The 15,190-nt window shown below is 66.3% G+C and carries 15 protein-coding genes; 13 read left to right on the top strand and 2 right to left on the bottom strand.

The window, feature by feature from the left end:
* The first annotated feature begins 20 nt into the window (after nucleotides 1-20).
* The 11 genes from FHY06_RS30770 (at nucleotide 21) to FHY06_RS30720 (ending at nucleotide 12,105) form a co-directional block, all read left to right on the top strand.
* Nucleotides 21-596: a GAF domain-containing protein gene (locus tag FHY06_RS30770; protein WP_126185915.1), complete on the top strand. Its 576-nt coding sequence runs from the start codon at nucleotides 21-23 to the stop codon at nucleotides 594-596.
* Nucleotides 587-1,009, top strand: coding sequence for a VOC family protein (locus FHY06_RS30765; protein WP_126185914.1), 423 nt, complete (start codon nucleotides 587-589; stop codon nucleotides 1,007-1,009). Before FHY06_RS30770 ends, FHY06_RS30765 begins: the two co-directional genes overlap by 10 nt.
* Nucleotides 1,006-1,782 (top strand): alpha/beta fold hydrolase, encoded by a 777-nt coding sequence (locus FHY06_RS30760; RefSeq protein ID WP_184607330.1) that lies wholly within the window; start codon nucleotides 1,006-1,008, stop codon nucleotides 1,780-1,782. Before FHY06_RS30765 ends, FHY06_RS30760 begins: the two co-directional genes overlap by 4 nt.
* A 19-nt stretch (nucleotides 1,783-1,801) precedes the next feature.
* Nucleotides 1,802-2,602, top strand: coding sequence for an ABC transporter ATP-binding protein (locus FHY06_RS30755; RefSeq protein WP_184607329.1), 801 nt, complete (start codon nucleotides 1,802-1,804; stop codon nucleotides 2,600-2,602).
* 27 nt (nucleotides 2,603-2,629) lie between these two features.
* Nucleotides 2,630-3,523: an ABC transporter permease gene (locus tag FHY06_RS30750; RefSeq protein WP_184607328.1), complete on the top strand. Its 894-nt coding sequence runs from the start codon at nucleotides 2,630-2,632 to the stop codon at nucleotides 3,521-3,523.
* 61 nt (nucleotides 3,524-3,584) lie between these two features.
* Nucleotides 3,585-4,682, top strand: a complete 1,098-nt coding sequence (locus FHY06_RS30745) for an ABC transporter substrate-binding protein (RefSeq protein ID WP_184607327.1) — start codon at nucleotides 3,585-3,587, stop codon at nucleotides 4,680-4,682.
* Nucleotides 4,683-4,703: 21 nt separating this feature from the next.
* A complete protein-coding gene (locus tag FHY06_RS30740; protein WP_184607326.1) occupies nucleotides 4,704-5,828 on the top strand; it encodes an FAD-dependent monooxygenase in 1,125 nt (374 codons plus the stop codon).
* Nucleotides 5,829-6,104: 276 nt separating this feature from the next.
* Nucleotides 6,105-8,840, top strand: coding sequence for a type VI secretion system Vgr family protein (locus FHY06_RS30735; RefSeq protein ID WP_184607325.1), 2,736 nt, complete (start codon nucleotides 6,105-6,107; stop codon nucleotides 8,838-8,840).
* Between the two features lie 17 nt (nucleotides 8,841-8,857).
* Nucleotides 8,858-10,702 (top strand): LysM peptidoglycan-binding domain-containing protein, encoded by a 1,845-nt coding sequence (locus tag FHY06_RS30730; RefSeq protein WP_184607324.1) that lies wholly within the window; start codon nucleotides 8,858-8,860, stop codon nucleotides 10,700-10,702.
* A 10-nt stretch (nucleotides 10,703-10,712) separates the two neighbouring features.
* A complete protein-coding gene (locus FHY06_RS30725; protein WP_184607323.1) occupies nucleotides 10,713-11,255 on the top strand; it encodes a hypothetical protein in 543 nt (180 codons plus the stop codon).
* A gap of 121 nt (nucleotides 11,256-11,376) precedes the next feature.
* On the top strand, nucleotides 11,377-12,105 hold the full coding sequence (locus FHY06_RS30720) for a glutathione S-transferase (protein ID WP_184607322.1): 729 nt from the start codon (nucleotides 11,377-11,379) through the stop codon (nucleotides 12,103-12,105).
* Between the two features lie 36 nt (nucleotides 12,106-12,141).
* Here FHY06_RS30720 and FHY06_RS30715 read toward each other — a convergent pair whose 3' ends face one another.
* Nucleotides 12,142-12,645 carry a hypothetical protein gene (locus tag FHY06_RS30715; RefSeq protein WP_184607321.1) on the bottom strand — a complete coding sequence of 168 codons (504 nt, stop codon included), beginning with the start codon at nucleotides 12,643-12,645 and terminating at the stop codon, nucleotides 12,142-12,144.
* Nucleotides 12,646-12,777: 132 nt separating this feature from the next.
* Here FHY06_RS30715 and FHY06_RS30710 point away from each other — a divergent pair, with 132 nt between their 5' ends.
* Both FHY06_RS30710 and FHY06_RS30705 read left to right on the top strand, forming a co-directional pair.
* Nucleotides 12,778-13,671: a LysR family transcriptional regulator gene (locus FHY06_RS30710; RefSeq protein ID WP_184607320.1), complete on the top strand. Its 894-nt coding sequence runs from the start codon at nucleotides 12,778-12,780 to the stop codon at nucleotides 13,669-13,671.
* Nucleotides 13,668-14,216, top strand: a complete 549-nt coding sequence (locus FHY06_RS30705; protein ID WP_184607319.1) for an RNA 2'-phosphotransferase — start codon at nucleotides 13,668-13,670, stop codon at nucleotides 14,214-14,216. Before FHY06_RS30710 ends, FHY06_RS30705 begins: the two co-directional genes overlap by 4 nt.
* Here FHY06_RS30705 and rsmI read toward each other — a convergent pair.
* On the bottom strand, nucleotides 14,213-15,166 hold the full coding sequence (rsmI, locus tag FHY06_RS30700; protein ID WP_184607318.1) for a 16S rRNA (cytidine(1402)-2'-O)-methyltransferase: 954 nt from the start codon (nucleotides 15,164-15,166) through the stop codon (nucleotides 14,213-14,215). The genes FHY06_RS30705 and rsmI overlap by 4 nt on opposite strands.
* Nucleotides 15,167-15,190 lie beyond the last annotated feature (24 nt).

Raw genomic sequence — 15,190 nt, 5'->3', positions numbered from 1 at the left:
GAGGGTCCTAGACTTTTCCCATGGACCCGACCACTGCACTGAAAACAACCTCCACCGTCGCTGCCGGCACCGCCATCACGGCCGCCTTCCTGGACTCGCTGGCCGAGGCGCAGGACGCCGGCGAGGCGATGCGGCTGATCGACCAGCGCCGGCTGCAGGTCGCGCCCGGCAGCATCTTCAGCATCCAGCAGAACGTGACGACCGATGGCGACGCCGCGGGCCAGGTCCTGCTGCGCCGCTTCTATTCGTCGGAGGCGTCGAGCTTTCCGGTGAACGGCGCGAAGCGCAAGACGCTCACGCCGTGGAGCGAATGCCTCTTCGTGCGCGGCCGCGTGTTCGTCGGCGAGGGCGAGCACGTGCTCGCGAGCAACTTCGACGACTTCGAGCAGATGCGCGAATACCGCCTGCGCAGCGTGGTCAACGTGCCGCTGATGCAGGGGCGGACCTGCTTCGCCACCTTCAACGTCTTCGGCACGCGCGAGCACTGGCTGCCGCAGGAGGTGCTGGGCATCCGCATGCTGGCGCTCGCCGCCGCGCGCTGGGTGCCCGTCGCGCCCCGACTGGCCTACAGCTTCGAGGAAACGCCATGCCTGTGACCGCCCTGCACCACTTCACGATCCGCTGCGCGCCGCACGAGCTGCCGCCGCTGCTGGACTTCTACACCCGCGTGATTCGCCTCACCGTCGGCGCGCGGCCGGAGATTCCCGCGCCCGGCGCCTGGCTGTACGCGGACGGCCAGCCGATCGTGCACCTCTACGCGCATCTCTCGACGCCCGACGAGCCTGTCGAGCCCGTCACCGGCCACGTCGACCACATCTCGTTCCGCTCCCATGGGCTTGCCGAGATGCGCGCGCACCTTCATGCACAGGGCGTCGCGTTCGCCGAGGCGCCGATCCCGGGCTGGGCGATCCACCAGCTCTTTCTGCACGACCCGCGCGGCCTGAAGATCGAGATGACTTTCTGGATGGACCAGGAAGAACGCCAAGGCGAGGAAGGGGGCGCGGCATGACCGGCTTCGTGCAGGCCGGCGAACTGCGCGTCGCCTTCGAGCGCGAGGGCGAAGGCCCGCCGCTGCTGCTCATGCATGGCGCCGAAGCTTCGCGCCAGATGTTCTCGGCGCTGGTGCCGCATCTGTCGAAGCACTTCACCGTGATCGCCTACGACCAGCGCGACTGCGGCGAGACCGAGGGGCCGCAGCGCCCTTCGACCCTGGCCGATCTTGCCGACGACGCACAGCGGCTCATCAAGGCGCTGGGCTTCAAGCGCGCGCACGTGTTCGGCTCGTCCTTCGGCGGGCGCGTCGCGCAGGCACTGGCGCTGCTTCATCCGCGCTCGGTAGACCACCTCGTGCTCGGCAGCACCTGGCCGCTGCCGAGGCCCTACGAAGAACTGTGCCCCGACGCGAAGCGCCTGGCCGAGCTGCGCAGCGGGCTGCCGGCCACCGCGGAAGAACTGGCGACACGGTTCTTTCCCGAAGTCTTCCTGCAGCAGCGGCCCGAACTGCGGCGCATCTTCGCGAGCGCGCGGCCCGGCTCGGCGCGTTCCGCTCGGCGGATGGCGACCGCGCTGACCGCCATCGAGAGGGGCGTGGCCGACATCGTCGCGCCCACGCTGGTGCTGGCCGGCGAGCTCGACCGCGTGGTGCCCGCAAGCGTGACGCTCTCGATGGCCGGCCGCATCCGCGGCGCCGATGCGGTGCTGCTGCCCGGCATCGGCCACGTCACCGCGATGCAGGCGCCGCAGATGCTGGCGCAGCACATCGTGCGCTTCCTCAAGAACTGAAACCCGAAGGAGCCAGGCCATGAGCCCGAACCACGACCGCGCGCGCGGCCGCGCCGACTACATCCGCATCGAAGGGCTGTCCAAGCACTTCGGCGACGGCGGCGAAGGCGTGCTCGCGCTGAAGGACATCGACTGCAGCATCGAGCAGGGCAGCTTCGTGACCATCGTCGGCCCCAGCGGCTGCGGCAAGAGCACGCTGCTGCGCATCCTCGCGGGCCTGCTCGACTACGGCATCGGCCGCGTGCTGCTCGACGGCCAGCCGATCCACGGCACGCGGCGCGACGTGGGCGTGGTGTTCCAGAGTTCGATCCTGCTGCCGTGGCGAACCATCCTCGAGAACGTGATGCTGCCCGCCGAGGTGCTGGGCATTCCCGCGAAGCAGGCGCGCGAGCGGGCGATGCAGCTGCTGCAGATGGTCCGGCTCGAAGGCTTCGAGCACAAGCTGCCGCGCCAGCTCAGCGGCGGCATGCAGCAGCGCGCCTCCATCGCGCGGGCGCTGCTGCACGACCCCAAGATCCTGCTGATGGACGAGCCCTTCGGCGCGCTCGACGCGATGACGCGCGAGCGCATGAACCTGGAGCTGCAGCGCATCTGGATGGAAAGCGGCAAGACGGTGGTGCTGATCACGCACTCGATTCCCGAGGCGGTGTTCCTCGGCGACAGGGTGTTCGTGATGTCGCCGCGCCCCGGCACGCTCGAGCGCGTGCTGCCCGTGGACCTGCCGCGCCCGCGCTCGATGGACGTGATGTCGCATCCCGCCTTCGCTGCCGCATCCGCGTCGATCCGTGAGCGCTTCTCGCATGCGGCTTCGTTCGACTGATTCCGTTCGATTCAAAGAGGCCACCAGATGATCACCGCCATGCTCGCCAAGTCCGACTCTCCTGCGCTATCCGGCGACCGTGCGCCGGCCCCCGCCGCCAGCCCCAGGCCGCGCCGCCGCGCCAATCCGCTCGCCTCGACGCGGGTGCAGTCGATCCTGCTGCTCGCCGCGCTGCTCGGATCGTGGGAGGCGGGGGTGCGGCTCTTCAAGGTCCCGCAGCACCTCGTGCCGCCGGTGAGCGACATCCTGGTCGCGCTGTGGCGCGGCCTCGCCACCGGACCGCTCGCGAAGGATGGCTTCTGGTATCACGGCGGCGTGACCGTGACCGAGATACTGCTGGGCTTTCTCGTCGGCAGCGGCGTCGGCCTCGCGATCGGCATCGTGGTGTCGCAGATGCCGAGGGTCGAGGCGCTGCTGGAGCCCTACGTCGCCGCGCTGCAGAGCGTGCCCAAGGTGGCGGTCGCGCCGATCATCGTGGTGTGGCTGGGTTTCGGCATCGGCTCGAAGGTGATGATCATCTGCCTGCTCACCTTCTTCCCCGTGCTGGTGACCAGCATCGCGGGCTTCAAGGCGGTGGACCCCGACCGCATCGACCTGCTGCGCTCGCTCTCGGCGACGCAGTGGCAGATCTTCCGCAAGGCCAAGTTTCCGAGCGCGCTGCCCTACATCTTCGCGGGGCTGAACATGGCCGCTGCCTTCAGCGTGGTCGGCGCGGTGGTGGGCGAGTTCGTCGGCGCGCAGGCGGGGCTGGGCGTGCTCATCCTGCAGATGGAGGCGCAGGCCGACACCGGCGGCAGCTTCGCGGTGTGCGTGGTGCTCTCGGTGATCGGCATCGTGATGACCGACCTGCTGCGCCGCATCCAGCGCCGCGTGCTGCACTGGATGCCGGCGGACACCTCGCAGCGGACGGTGAACGTCTGAACGCCGCATTCCCGCGATCCCGCAATCCCGATTCCTGTTTTTCCGTATGAAGGAGCGAGCCATGTTGACGCGACGTGATTTCGGCCTGGGCCTCGGTGCCCTCGGCCTGGCCGGGAGCCTGCCGGCGCTGGCGCAGAGTGTGCGGGTGATGAAGGTGGCGAACACCGCGGCGGTGAACGACCCGCAGCAGTGCTTCTGCACCGCGGGCCAGCACCCGAAGCTGAACTTCTACAAGCCCGGCGGCGTGGACGTGGAGTACGTCAACATGTCCAGCATGACGCAGGCGCTGCAGAGCCTGCGCGCCGGCCACGTGGACTTCGGGCCGGCGGTGCCGGGCATCCTGCTGCCCGCGATGGCGAAGGACCCGTCGCTCGACCTGGTGAGCGTCTACAAGTGGCTGCCGCGCAATGCGAACGTCATCGTGGTGAAGCCCGGCAGCCCGATCAAGTCGGCCGCCGACCTCGCGGGCAAGCGCATCGGCGTGCGCAGCCAGGGCGACACCGGCATCGTCATCACCAGGACCATGCTGGCCGAGCTGGGCCTGAAGGACGACGGCTGCGAGTACATCGCCATCGGCGATGGCGCGCCCGCCGGCGCGGCGATCGACAACGACCGCGTGGACGCGATGGTGGCCTTCGACACGGCAGCAGCCCGCATCGAGCTGGTGGGGACGAAGCTGCGCTACGTGCCGCTCACGCCCAGGTTCGCGCAGGTGGGCTCGGGCTGGATGTGCGTGCCGCGCAAGATGCTCAAGGAGGACCGCAAGTCGCTGGTGGCTCTGTTCCAGGGCATCGCGAAGTCGACCCTGTTCTCGAACGCGAACCTCGAAGCCGCGATCGACCTGCACTGGGCGGTCTATCCCGAGAGCCGGCCCAAGGGCCGCAGCGAGGACGACGCACGCAAGGAGCTCGCCTTCATCCTCAAGGACCGCAAGAACAGCTGGATGCGCCGCCCCGACGATCCCGACCAGCGCATGGGCGCGTCGTCGCCGGCCGAATGGAAGGCCAACGTCGACATGGCCGCCGAAGCCAGCAAGAACCCGAAGCTCGCCAGCGAACTCGGCGACCCGAACCGGCTTTTCACCAACGAGCTGATCGACGAGATCAACGCCTTCGACAAGCAGGCGGTGATCCAGATGGCCCGGGAATTCAAGCTGTAGCCGCAGAAGGAGGATCAGCCCATGGACGTACTCGTTTCCGGCGCCAGCATGGCCGGCCTGTCGGCCGCCTATTGGTTCGCCAGCCTGGGCCACCGGGTCACCGTGGTCGAGCGCGCCGACGGGCTGCGCCCGGGCGGCGCGCCCATCGACGTTCGCGGCCGTGCGCTCGGCACCGCGCAGCGCATGGGCATCCTGCAGAGGATCGCCGAGGAGAAGGTCGCCACCATCGAGCCGGCGCCGGTGCTCGACGGCAGCGGAACGCAGGTCGCCACGCTCGACCTGCGCTGGTTCGCCAACGAGACCGACGAGGACATCGAGATCACCCGCGACCGCCTCAACCGGATCCTGCTGGACGCCATTCCGTCGGGCGTGGAGTTCCGCTTCAGGACTTCGATCGTGTCGCTCGATGATCGCGCGGGCGGAGTGGATGTCGGCTTCACCGATGGCGCGACGGGCCGCTACGACCTTGTGGTGGGCGCCGACGGCCTGCACTCCAACGTGCGCAGGCTGGCCTTCGGGCCGGAGAAGGACTACGTGCGGCACTTCGGCCACTACGTCGCGCTCGTCGATCTGCCGCCGGGCCGGCAATGGCGACGCGCGATGCTCAACGTGCCCGGCCTCACCATCGCCGTGCGCGACGCCGGCGACGGGCCGCAGGGGATGATGATCGTCGCCAGCCCCGAGATCGACTACGACTACCGCGACCTCGATGCACAGCGCAGGCTGCTCGACCAGTTCCTCTCCCGCGTGGATGCCTGGCAGGTGCCTGCGATGCGCGCGGCCTTCATCGACCCCGATGCCAAGGGCTTCTACTTCGACTCGGTGAGCCAGACGCGCATGCCGGGCTGGATCAAGGGCAAGGTCGCGGTCATCGGCGATGCGGGGCACTGCGCAGCGCTGCTGTCGGGCATGGGCACCACGCTGGCGATGGTCTCGGCGGAGCTCCTGGCGACCACGTGGACCGAGCACGGTGGCGACATGGCGGCGGCGTCGCCGGTCTATCACGAGAAGCTGCGGCCGTATGTCGAACAGTGCCAGGCATTCGCGAGCGAAGGCGCGCCGATCATGGTGCCCGCAACGCAGGAGGCGCTCGACGAGCGCAACGCGATGTTCCGCGCCTATGCGGACAGGTTCGCGAACGCGTGATGCGCATCGGCCGAAGCTCACGCGGCTTGTGAACATTCGACATCTGCGGGTCGGCGCAGGCAGAGGCACCGTCGCCGCTGCGCGCATTCGTTCACGGTTCCGCTGACGCATTCGCCGGCGTCGAACGAAAGACGCCGAGCGCTTGGATACTCCGACGAAACATGCCGCCGACCAGAGCGGCAATGAATGATTTCAGGGAGGATCCATGTCCATCTTCGATGGCACGCGCCGGCATGTTCGCCCGGTGCCGTGCGCCGTTGCGTGTGCGGCGGTGCGATGACGCGCCGGGTTTCCATTCAGACCCCCTTGGGGGAAGCGCTTCAGTTCCACCGGCTGACCGGCCGTGAGGCGCTGAGCCAGCTCCACGACTTCGAGGTGGAACTGCTCGGCAGCAGCAACGGCATTGATCCGAAGGCGCTGCTCGGCAAGACCGCCACCGTGGCAATGCAGACCGAGAGCGGCGGCACGCGCTACCTGGGCGGTGTCGTCGCGTCCTTCGGCCTGGCCGAAGAGGACGCACGGCACAGCTTCTACCGCATGAGGCTGCGCCCGTGGCTGTGGCTCGCGACGCGGCGAAGCGACTTCCGCATCTTCCAGGGCAGGACCGTTCCGGACATCGTCGCCGACGTGCTCGAAGCCTACGGCTACGCCATGGAGAAGCGGCTGGCCCGCGAGTACCGCACCTGGGACTACTGCGTGCAGTACGGCGAGAGCGACTTCTCCTTCGTCTCGCGGCTGTGCGAGCTGGAAGGCATCTACTACTACTTCCGGCACGAGGCGCAACGGCAGGTGCTGGTGTTCGCGGACGACGTGCTGAGCTCGCACGATCCGATGCCTGGAGGAGAGACGGTGCGGTTTCATCCGCTGGAGAAGGCGGGAATGACCGGGGGTGGGGTGACGGGGAACGAACGTGTCTACGAATGGCGCACGAGAGAAGAGGTCCGCTCCGGCCTGCACTTCACCAACGACTACGACCCTCTCAAGCAAAAGGCGGATCTCTCCAGCCGACGCGAGATGCGCTGCGGCCACGCGCACGACGACCTCGAGCTGTACGAATGGCCCGGTGGCTACAGGCACTACGACGATGGCGAAGCATATGCACGCACGCGCGTTGAAGAGCAACTGAGCGGCGGCAGCGTTGCCAGCGGTCGCTCCAACAGGCGAGAACTTGCGCCGGGCTGCATCTTCGAGCTGGCGGGCCACCCGAGGGACGATCAGAACCGCAAGCACCTCGTGGTTGCCGTCGACTACGTATTGCAGGAGAACCTCCGGGCCACCGAGGGCGCCGATGCCGGCGAAGGCTCCGTCCAGCGCTTCGGCTTCGATGCGCAGCCCGTGAGCCATGCGTGGCGCCCGCCGCGCATCACTCCGAAGCCCCGCACCCGCGGCCCCCAGACTGCCATCGTCGTCGGGCCGAAGAACGAGGAGATCTGGGTCGACCAGTACGGCCGCGTGAAGGTGCAGTTCCACTGGGACCGTGTCGGGCAGCGCAACGAGAACTCCAGCTGCTGGATCCGTGTGTCCATGGCCTGGGCTGGAGAGACTTTCGGGGCGGCTGCGCTGCCGCGCGTCGGCCAGGAAGCGGTCGTCGATTTCCTCGGCGGCGACCCGGACTGTCCCATCATCACCGGCCGTGTGTTCAATGCCGAGAACATGCCCGCATGGCGGCTGCCCGAGCAGAGCAACCTCTCGGGCTTCCGCAGCCGTGAATTGAACGCGGGCGCAGCAGGCGGATCGCGCGGCAACCACCTGGTGCTGGACGATCTGCCCGGAAAGATCCAGGCGCAGCTCAAGAGCGACCATCTCTGCAGCAGCCTGAGCCTCGGCCACATCGGGCGCATCGACGGCACGGCAGGCCGCAAGGACGACCGCGGCGAGGGCGCCGAGCTGCGTACCGATGGCCATGCCGCGGTGCGCGCCGCAAGGGGCTTGCTGCTCAGCACCGAGCCGAGGCCCGGAGCCGATGCGCACATCACCGAGCTTGGGGAAACGGTTGCACGACTGGCGGCCGCGCGCGACCTGCATGAACGCCAGAGCCAGACTGCGCAGGAGGCGAAGGCGCACGAGGCGGGCGACCAGGACGCGGTCACCGAGGCCCTCAGGGAACAGAACGATGCGATCAAGGGCCGCGCTTCGCGGCAGGGAGGTTTCCCTGAACTCTGCGAACCGCATCTCGTGCTTGCCAGTGCGGCCGGCATCCAGAGCACGGCGGCGGGTGCCACCCACATCGCAAGCATGACGCACAACGCGCTGAGCAGCGGCGCGCACACCAGCATCAGCGCCGGCAGGAGCTTTCTGGTGAGCGTGAAGGAGGCTGTGCGCCTCTTCGCATACAAGGCGATCCGCCTGACGGCAGCCACGGCAGGCATCGACATCGTCGCGCTGCAGAACAGCATCAACCTGCTGGCCAGGCTCGACATCAAGCTGGAGTCCGACAGGATCAGCATCACCGCCAGGGACGAGATCGTCGTCAACGGCGGTGGCAGCTTTTCCAGGTGGAGTGCCTCGGGCATCGTCCACGGCACCCAGGGCCTTTGGCGCGAGCACGCGGCCACCCACAGCTATGCAGGGCCGATGGACATGGCCAAGCGCCGGCGCATGGAAGGCGTGAGCCACGACGACAAGTACAGCGTGCGCTTCGCGCCCCTTGGCAGCGACGAGATATTCAAGCACGTCGGCATGTCGGGGCTGCCCTACAGGATCCTCGACGAGAAGCGCCGGACGCTGGCCGAAGGCGTCATTCCCGACGACGGGCGATTGCCCCGCGTCGCGTTCGAAACGCCGGACGAGGCAGTTCTGGTAGTGGGAGAGGAAGCGTGGGACTGGACGCCCGTTCCGACGATCCGCAGCGAGCCTGGCGGCGCGGAAGACGATGACCGAACAGATGACGACGGCGAGACCGGATCGCCGGGAGCGGAAGACGCCATGTATGCGTCTGCTGCGGGTGCTTTAGACCCCGGCCACTTTCTTTCCGAGTCCGCCGTCGAAGCCCATCTGAACGGATTGGCTTGAGCAAGGGAAACACCAGCATGCCCAGACTGATATCCGCCACCTACCACCCCAACATCGAAGTCGCCGAGTTCATCTGCGAAGACGGCCGCCACCTGCTGCGCTCGGGCGGAACGCTGCCCTGGCGCATCAACAACCCCGGCGACCTGACCGCTCGGAAGGTCGCCGGCGTGCCGGAGCCCAGGAAAGCAAAGGGCTACATCGGATTCGCCACCACCAGATCGGGCAGGATCTTCCTGATCTTTCCCGATGAAGGCGCCGGCCGGGAGGAACTGAAGGCGAACCTGAAGCGCCTGCATGGCGACAGGACGATCTCCGAAGCCGTTCCCGTCTACGCCCCGAAGAAGGAAAACGACACGGAGAAATACATACGCGATCTGCTCAAGACCAGCGGCATCCCGGCTGGCAGAAAGATCGGCGAGTGCAGTGACGCCGAACTCGAAAAGATCGTGAACAGCATCGCCGAGATCGAGGGCTACCACGCGAACGCCGACACGCGGAAGGAAACCTGGGTTGCCGTGAGCAGGATCAACGCGACCGATGGCAGCCAGCCGTTGCCAGGCACGGAGATCATTCTGCAAAGAGGCGACAGGGAGGAAGTCGTCAAGTCCGATGCCGCAGGGCGATTTCCTCCCGTGATTCACCCCGCCGACAAGTCGACCGTGCACGTCAAGGTGATGGATCCGAAGAGCAAGGAGGCCGTGTCGGTCGGAGCCATCCAGGGTGACCTCGGAAAGGATTTCAACCTTCTGGCGAAATTCAAGAGGTGGAAGGGCGTCGCCGGCTCGGAAAAGATCAACAGTTCGACCCATGGGCAGAGAAAGCCCATGAGCTATGTCGTGCAGCCGGGCGACAGTCTCTGGAAGATCGCGCAGCTGTATCGCACCAGCGTGGAAGCCATCAGGGATGACAACGAGCTGGAGCGCGACAGGATCTATCCGGGTGAGGTGCTGTTGATTGCGGGGAGCGGCAAGACCAAGCCGGACCCCAGGCCTTCGACTGCTCCTTCCACCACGGCTACTGCCACTGCCAAGCCACCGACTGCAAGCGCGACGGCAAACCCGGCAGCACCGTCGAGGCCAAGAGTGGTCTTTCCTCCACCACCACCTGTTCCATCCGGAATCAGGTCATCGGACTCGGAGCGGTCGAAAGAGGGCGAAGGGAAGGTTCTGGCGCTGATCAATCCGGTGCCGGGGCGGGCTCCTTGGATGTCTGTCGCCATCGCTGAAGCGAAGACCAGATATGGCAAGAGAGAAGAAGTGTTGGAGGCGGAGATCGACTATCACGTGGAGATAGGAGATGGATCGAAACTTCTTTCTCAAAGGGCGTGGTGCGCTGCCTTCGCCAACTGGTGCTTGTTGAAGGCTGGTTATCCGGTAGACAACGTGGGATTCAGAGAGCGGCGTGCCACGCTCGGTAGAGCTCATGGCTTTTATGAAATAGATGAGGGAAGGAAGATACGGAATCCGCTGTTCGTCGAGATGGATAAACCGATATATGGCGCGATCGCGGTTGCAACGCGCAGGAACGGGCATGGTTATCACGTTGGCTTTGCGTACGGGAAAGCGGGCGGAAAAAATCTGATCCTGCTCGGTGGAAATCAAGACGATCGCATCAAGTTCTCACCTTTCAACATGGATGCCGAAAGAGTGGTTGAGGTGGTGGAAAAGAGTGGAAGGAGGAATAAAAAAACAATCAAAAGCAAAAGCTATCTGAAGTATTTCGTTCCTGTTTCCTATTACGAACAAGCCAAAAGGGATCTTGCGAGTCCTGGCTTGGAATCACTGGACGTGGACGCGTTGAACAAAATAATCGGTGTTCCTCCCGAGAAGAAGGGGGAAAAGTCGGAACCGAGAACCAACTGAAAGAAATTAGATGAAGATGGCTATTTGGAGGAAGCGAATTGAGATTGTCGTTGCCTTGGCGTTTTGTATTCTGTTCTCGATGGATTCTTTCGCCGGGGCGCGAAGTGATCATTTCGTTGCATGGAGCAGTATTGGACCCGATCCTGGCAATCGAGAGTTGGCCGAAAAAATCAAGGAGTTTGCGAATGGTGATCGCATTGATTCCATTTGTGGAATTCAATGGAAAAACAATGATTCAATCCTGTACTTCAATAATCGCGTATTGAAAATTCCAGATGATTTGCTTCGGAAGGTTTTTATCGAGCACAACACGGAATCCTTCCCTGCGTTAAGCCGGGCATTGCGCTCCTTCAGGCATCCAGAGAGAAATGTGCGCGATGGATTGGATGGAATCATTTTCTATGACGGAGAAAGATCCTTCCGCATGATGAGCTTCACGGTTGGGGCGAGAAGCGTCAAAACTTACCCTCAAGCTTTGAAGGCGTCTGCCAAAACGAAAGAAATCGAGCGTGCCTTCTGCTCGCTTCTTCCTCCAATCACTCGAGCTCCTTGAGCGTGGGGACTTGAACTCCTACCTTGATCACGGAACGCCCGTGGTGCTGATGGCCAAGTCTGTTCCCGCACTGCGAAGCCCGTGATTGCCCCCGCTCCCCTCCCGTGCCACCATCGCCTGCATGCCCTACCAACTCCATTACTGGCCCACCATCCAGGGCCGAGGTGAATTCGTCCGGCTCGCGCTCGAAGCGACCGGCGCGGACTATGTCGACGTCGCGCGCTTGCCCGAGGGTGAGGGTGGTGGCGAATCCGCTCTGGGCGAGCGGCTGGGCGACCCGGAGGCCGCGCGTCCGGCCTTCGCGCCGCCGTTTCTCGTCGATGGCGACATCGTGGTCGGGCAGACGGCCGCGATCCTGCTCTATCTCGGGCCGCGGCTGGGTCTGTCGGGTGTGGGCGAATCCGACGGGTTGTGGACGCACCAGATCCAGCTCACGATCGCCGACGCGGTGGCGGAGGCGCATGACACGCATCATCCGATCTCTGTGGGCGCTTATTACGACGAGCAGCGCGATGCGGCGATGCTGCGCGCGCGGGCCTTCCGTGAAGAGCGCATTCCGAAATTCCTTCACTGGTTCGAGCGGGTGCTTCAGCGCAATCCCGCGGGTGCGCAGCATCTGGTGGGCGACACGCTGACCTATGCGGATCTGTCGCTGTTCCAGCTCGTGGACGGCCTGCGATATGCCTTTCCGAAGGCGGCGGCCCGTGCGCTCGCTGCCACGCCCGCGGTCGAGAAACTGCATGCCAATGTGCGGCGTCGCCAGCGCGTGCATGACTACCTGCAGAGCCCGCGCCGCATCGCGTTCAACGAGGACGGCATCTTCAGGCGCTACGCCGAGCTGGACGGCTAGCGACGCAGGCATTCGGCGCACCCGCTGGCCGATCGGTCAAGCGACGAGTGCGGCGGCGTCCTTCCACGCCGGCAGCAGCACGAGCCCATCCACCGTCACCGGCTTGCGCTGCGGACCGAACAGATACCGGTTCGGCACGATGCCCTCGAGGTGGCGCAGCACGTCGCTGCGGTCGTCGATGAAGTGGGTGATGCGCAGTTCACGGCAGTGGTCGGCCTTCTGCGGGCGCTGAAGGCAGAAGCGCAGGTTCGCGGGCGGCACGCCCGTGCGCTCGAAGAAGCGGTGATGCTGCAGCCAGGCACGGCTCTTGGCCTGCACGCTCGGCCCGCACTTCGACACCAGCCAGACGCGGCCTTCGAACCTGTCGACGAGCGGCGCGACCGCCTCGAACATGCCTTCGTACGGCGGTGTGTCCAGCGCGTCTTGCAGCGAGCCGCCGATGAATGAGGTGTCCGCGCCGTCGGTGCCTTCGGCCGCGATGAGCACGCGGCCGATGTCGATGCCGAGACGGGGGAGCTCCGATGCGGATGTGTTCTTCATTTCGTGTTCCTTCCTTGTTTTGTTGCTGTCGAGTCTTTCGTCGAGCAGGCGGATCGTAGGAACGAAGGTCATCATCAGGAACTACTGATACTGGATACGCTATCCATAAAATGGATAGCGACAGGCAACCAGATGGACATTCCCCGCACCAATCTCGACGCGCTGCAGTCGTTCGCCGTGTTCGCCGACACGCTGAACTTCAGCGAGTCGGCGCGCCTTCTGCACATCAGCCAGCCGGCGCTGCACGCCAAGGTGCGCAAGCTCTCGGAGCAGCTCGATGCGAAGCTCTATGTGCGGGTGGGCGGCGCTCTCGAACTCACCGCTACCGGCGAGCAGGTCGCGCGGCACGCGCGGGAGCTGCTCGCGTTGAACCAGCGCTTCGTGAAGGGCCTGGCGCAGGGAGATGACGCGGCGGTGGTCACCCTGGCGGCCGGCGAGGGCGCCTACCTCTACCTGCTCGGCAAGGCGCTCTCGCGCTTCTCCGGCGCGGGTGCCTCACCTCATCTGCAGCTGCTCACGCGCGATCGCGACGAATCCATCCAGGCGGTGCGCTCGGGGCAGGCGCACCTGGGCATCGCGCCGCTCGGCACCGTGCCCGCCGGCCTGAGCGCCATGCGGCTGACGACCGTGGGGCAGGTGCTGGTCGTGCCGCGCACGCATCCTCTGGCCGCGCGCAAGTCGGTGCACCTGCGCGACCTCAAGGGCGCGTCGCTGATCGTGCCGCCGGCAGGAAGACCACACCGTGAGTTGCTTGGCCGGCTGCTGCAGGCCGAGTCGGTGCAGTTGCAGCCGTCGCTCGAAGCCAATGGCTGGGAGCTGATGCTGCGCTTCGCCCAGCTGGGCTTCGGCCTGACGGTCGTGAATGCCTGCTGCCACATTCCCCATGGCCTGGTGGCGATTCCGCTGCAGGGCTATCCGTCGATCGACTATCACGTGTTCCACGCGGCCGACCGGCCGCCGGCCGCGCACGTGCAGCGGGTGATGGACGCGCTGCTGGCGCACGCAGATCACTGGAAGACCCGATGACGAGGCCCGAAGACACCAGCAAGTTCATCGCCTACGTATTGCGGCACGCGCCGGAGTCCATCGGACTGAGGCTCGATGCGCAGGGCTGGGCCGGAATCGATGCGTTGGTGGCGGGGGCGGTGGCCGCAGGGCGGGTGCTGACGGCGGCAGAGGTTGCACAGGTGGTCGATTCGGGCACGAAGAAGCGCTACGAGCTGTCGCCCGACGGGCTGCGCATCCGCGCGCTGCAGGGTCATTCCACGCCGCAGGTGAACCGCAGCTTCGAGCCGGTCGAGCCGCCGCCGATTCTTTTCCATGGCACGGCCACGCGCTTCCTGGCGTCCATCCGCGCCCGAGGCCTGCTGCCTGGCTCGCGGCAGCATGTGCACCTGTCCGCCGACGAAGCCACTGCCGTGCAGGTGGGGCAGCGCCACGGCAAGGCGCATGTGCTCACCGTCGATGCGGGCCGCATGCATGCGCTGGGCCGCGTCTTCCATTGCGCGGAGAACGGCGTCTGGCTGACGGCGGCTGTGCCGCCAGAGTTTCTTCTTCCGCCGGCGGGCTAGTCCTGCTGCTCCGCCTCGTCGCGGATGCGCAGGGCGGTGTCGTACAGCGTGTTGCGCGGGGCGCCGGTGATCTCGGCGGCAAGCTTCACGGCCGTCTTCACGGGCAGCTCCGCCAGCAGCAGGCGCAGCACGCGCTCGCCTTCGGCCCCGCCGTCGCCGCTCACGGCCACGGGATGCAGCACCAGTGCGAACTCGCCGCGCGTGCGGTCGCGGTCGGCGGCGAACCAGTCGGGCAGCGCGCCCGCGGCGACGGTGGCGATTTCCTCGAACTGCTTGGTGAGCTCGCGGCCCACGGTGATGCGGCGTTCGCCCAGCGTGGCGAGGGCGCGTGCGAGGTTCTCGATGCGGTGCGGGGCCTCCAGCAGCACGACCGCGCGCGGTTCCTGCGACAGCACCTGCACGGCCGCATCGCGCTCGCCGGCCTTGCTCGGCAGGAAGCCCGCGAAGACGAAAGCGCTGCTGGCGTTGCCGTCGTTTCCGCCCTCGGCCACCAGCCCCGCCGCGCCGACCAGCGTGGTCACGCTGCTGGCGCCCGGCAGCGGCAGCACGCGCTGTCCGGCGGCGCGCACCGCGGCCGCGAGCCGTGCGCCGGGGTCGCTCACGCCGGGCGTGCCGGCGTCGCTGACGTAGGCGATGCGCTCGCCCTGCGCGAGCCGCGCGACAACCGCCTGTGCCGCCTCGGCCTCGTTGTGCTGGTGCACCGCCAGCAGCTGCGAGCCGGGCCGGTCGATGCCGTAGGCGCGCAGCAGGCTCTGCGTATGGCGGGTGTCCTCGCAGGCGACGGCGTCGACCAGCTGCAGCACGTGCAGGGCGCGCAGCGTGATGTCGGCCAGGTTGCCGATGGGCGTGGCGACGACGTAGAGCGTGCCCTGCGGATAATGCTGCGCACCCGCGGCATCATGAGCGGCCGCGAGGGCTGCGCCGAAAGAAGCGGGAGCGAGTGAAGCCAAGGGGTTTCTCCGTCGGAACGAACA

This window comes from Variovorax atrisoli (assembly GCF_014195185.1).
Lineage (GTDB): Bacteria > Pseudomonadota > Gammaproteobacteria > Burkholderiales > Burkholderiaceae_C > Variovorax > Variovorax atrisoli.
The sequence above is the reverse complement of the archived record's forward strand: the minus strand, read 5'-3'. Positions and strand labels throughout refer to the sequence as shown.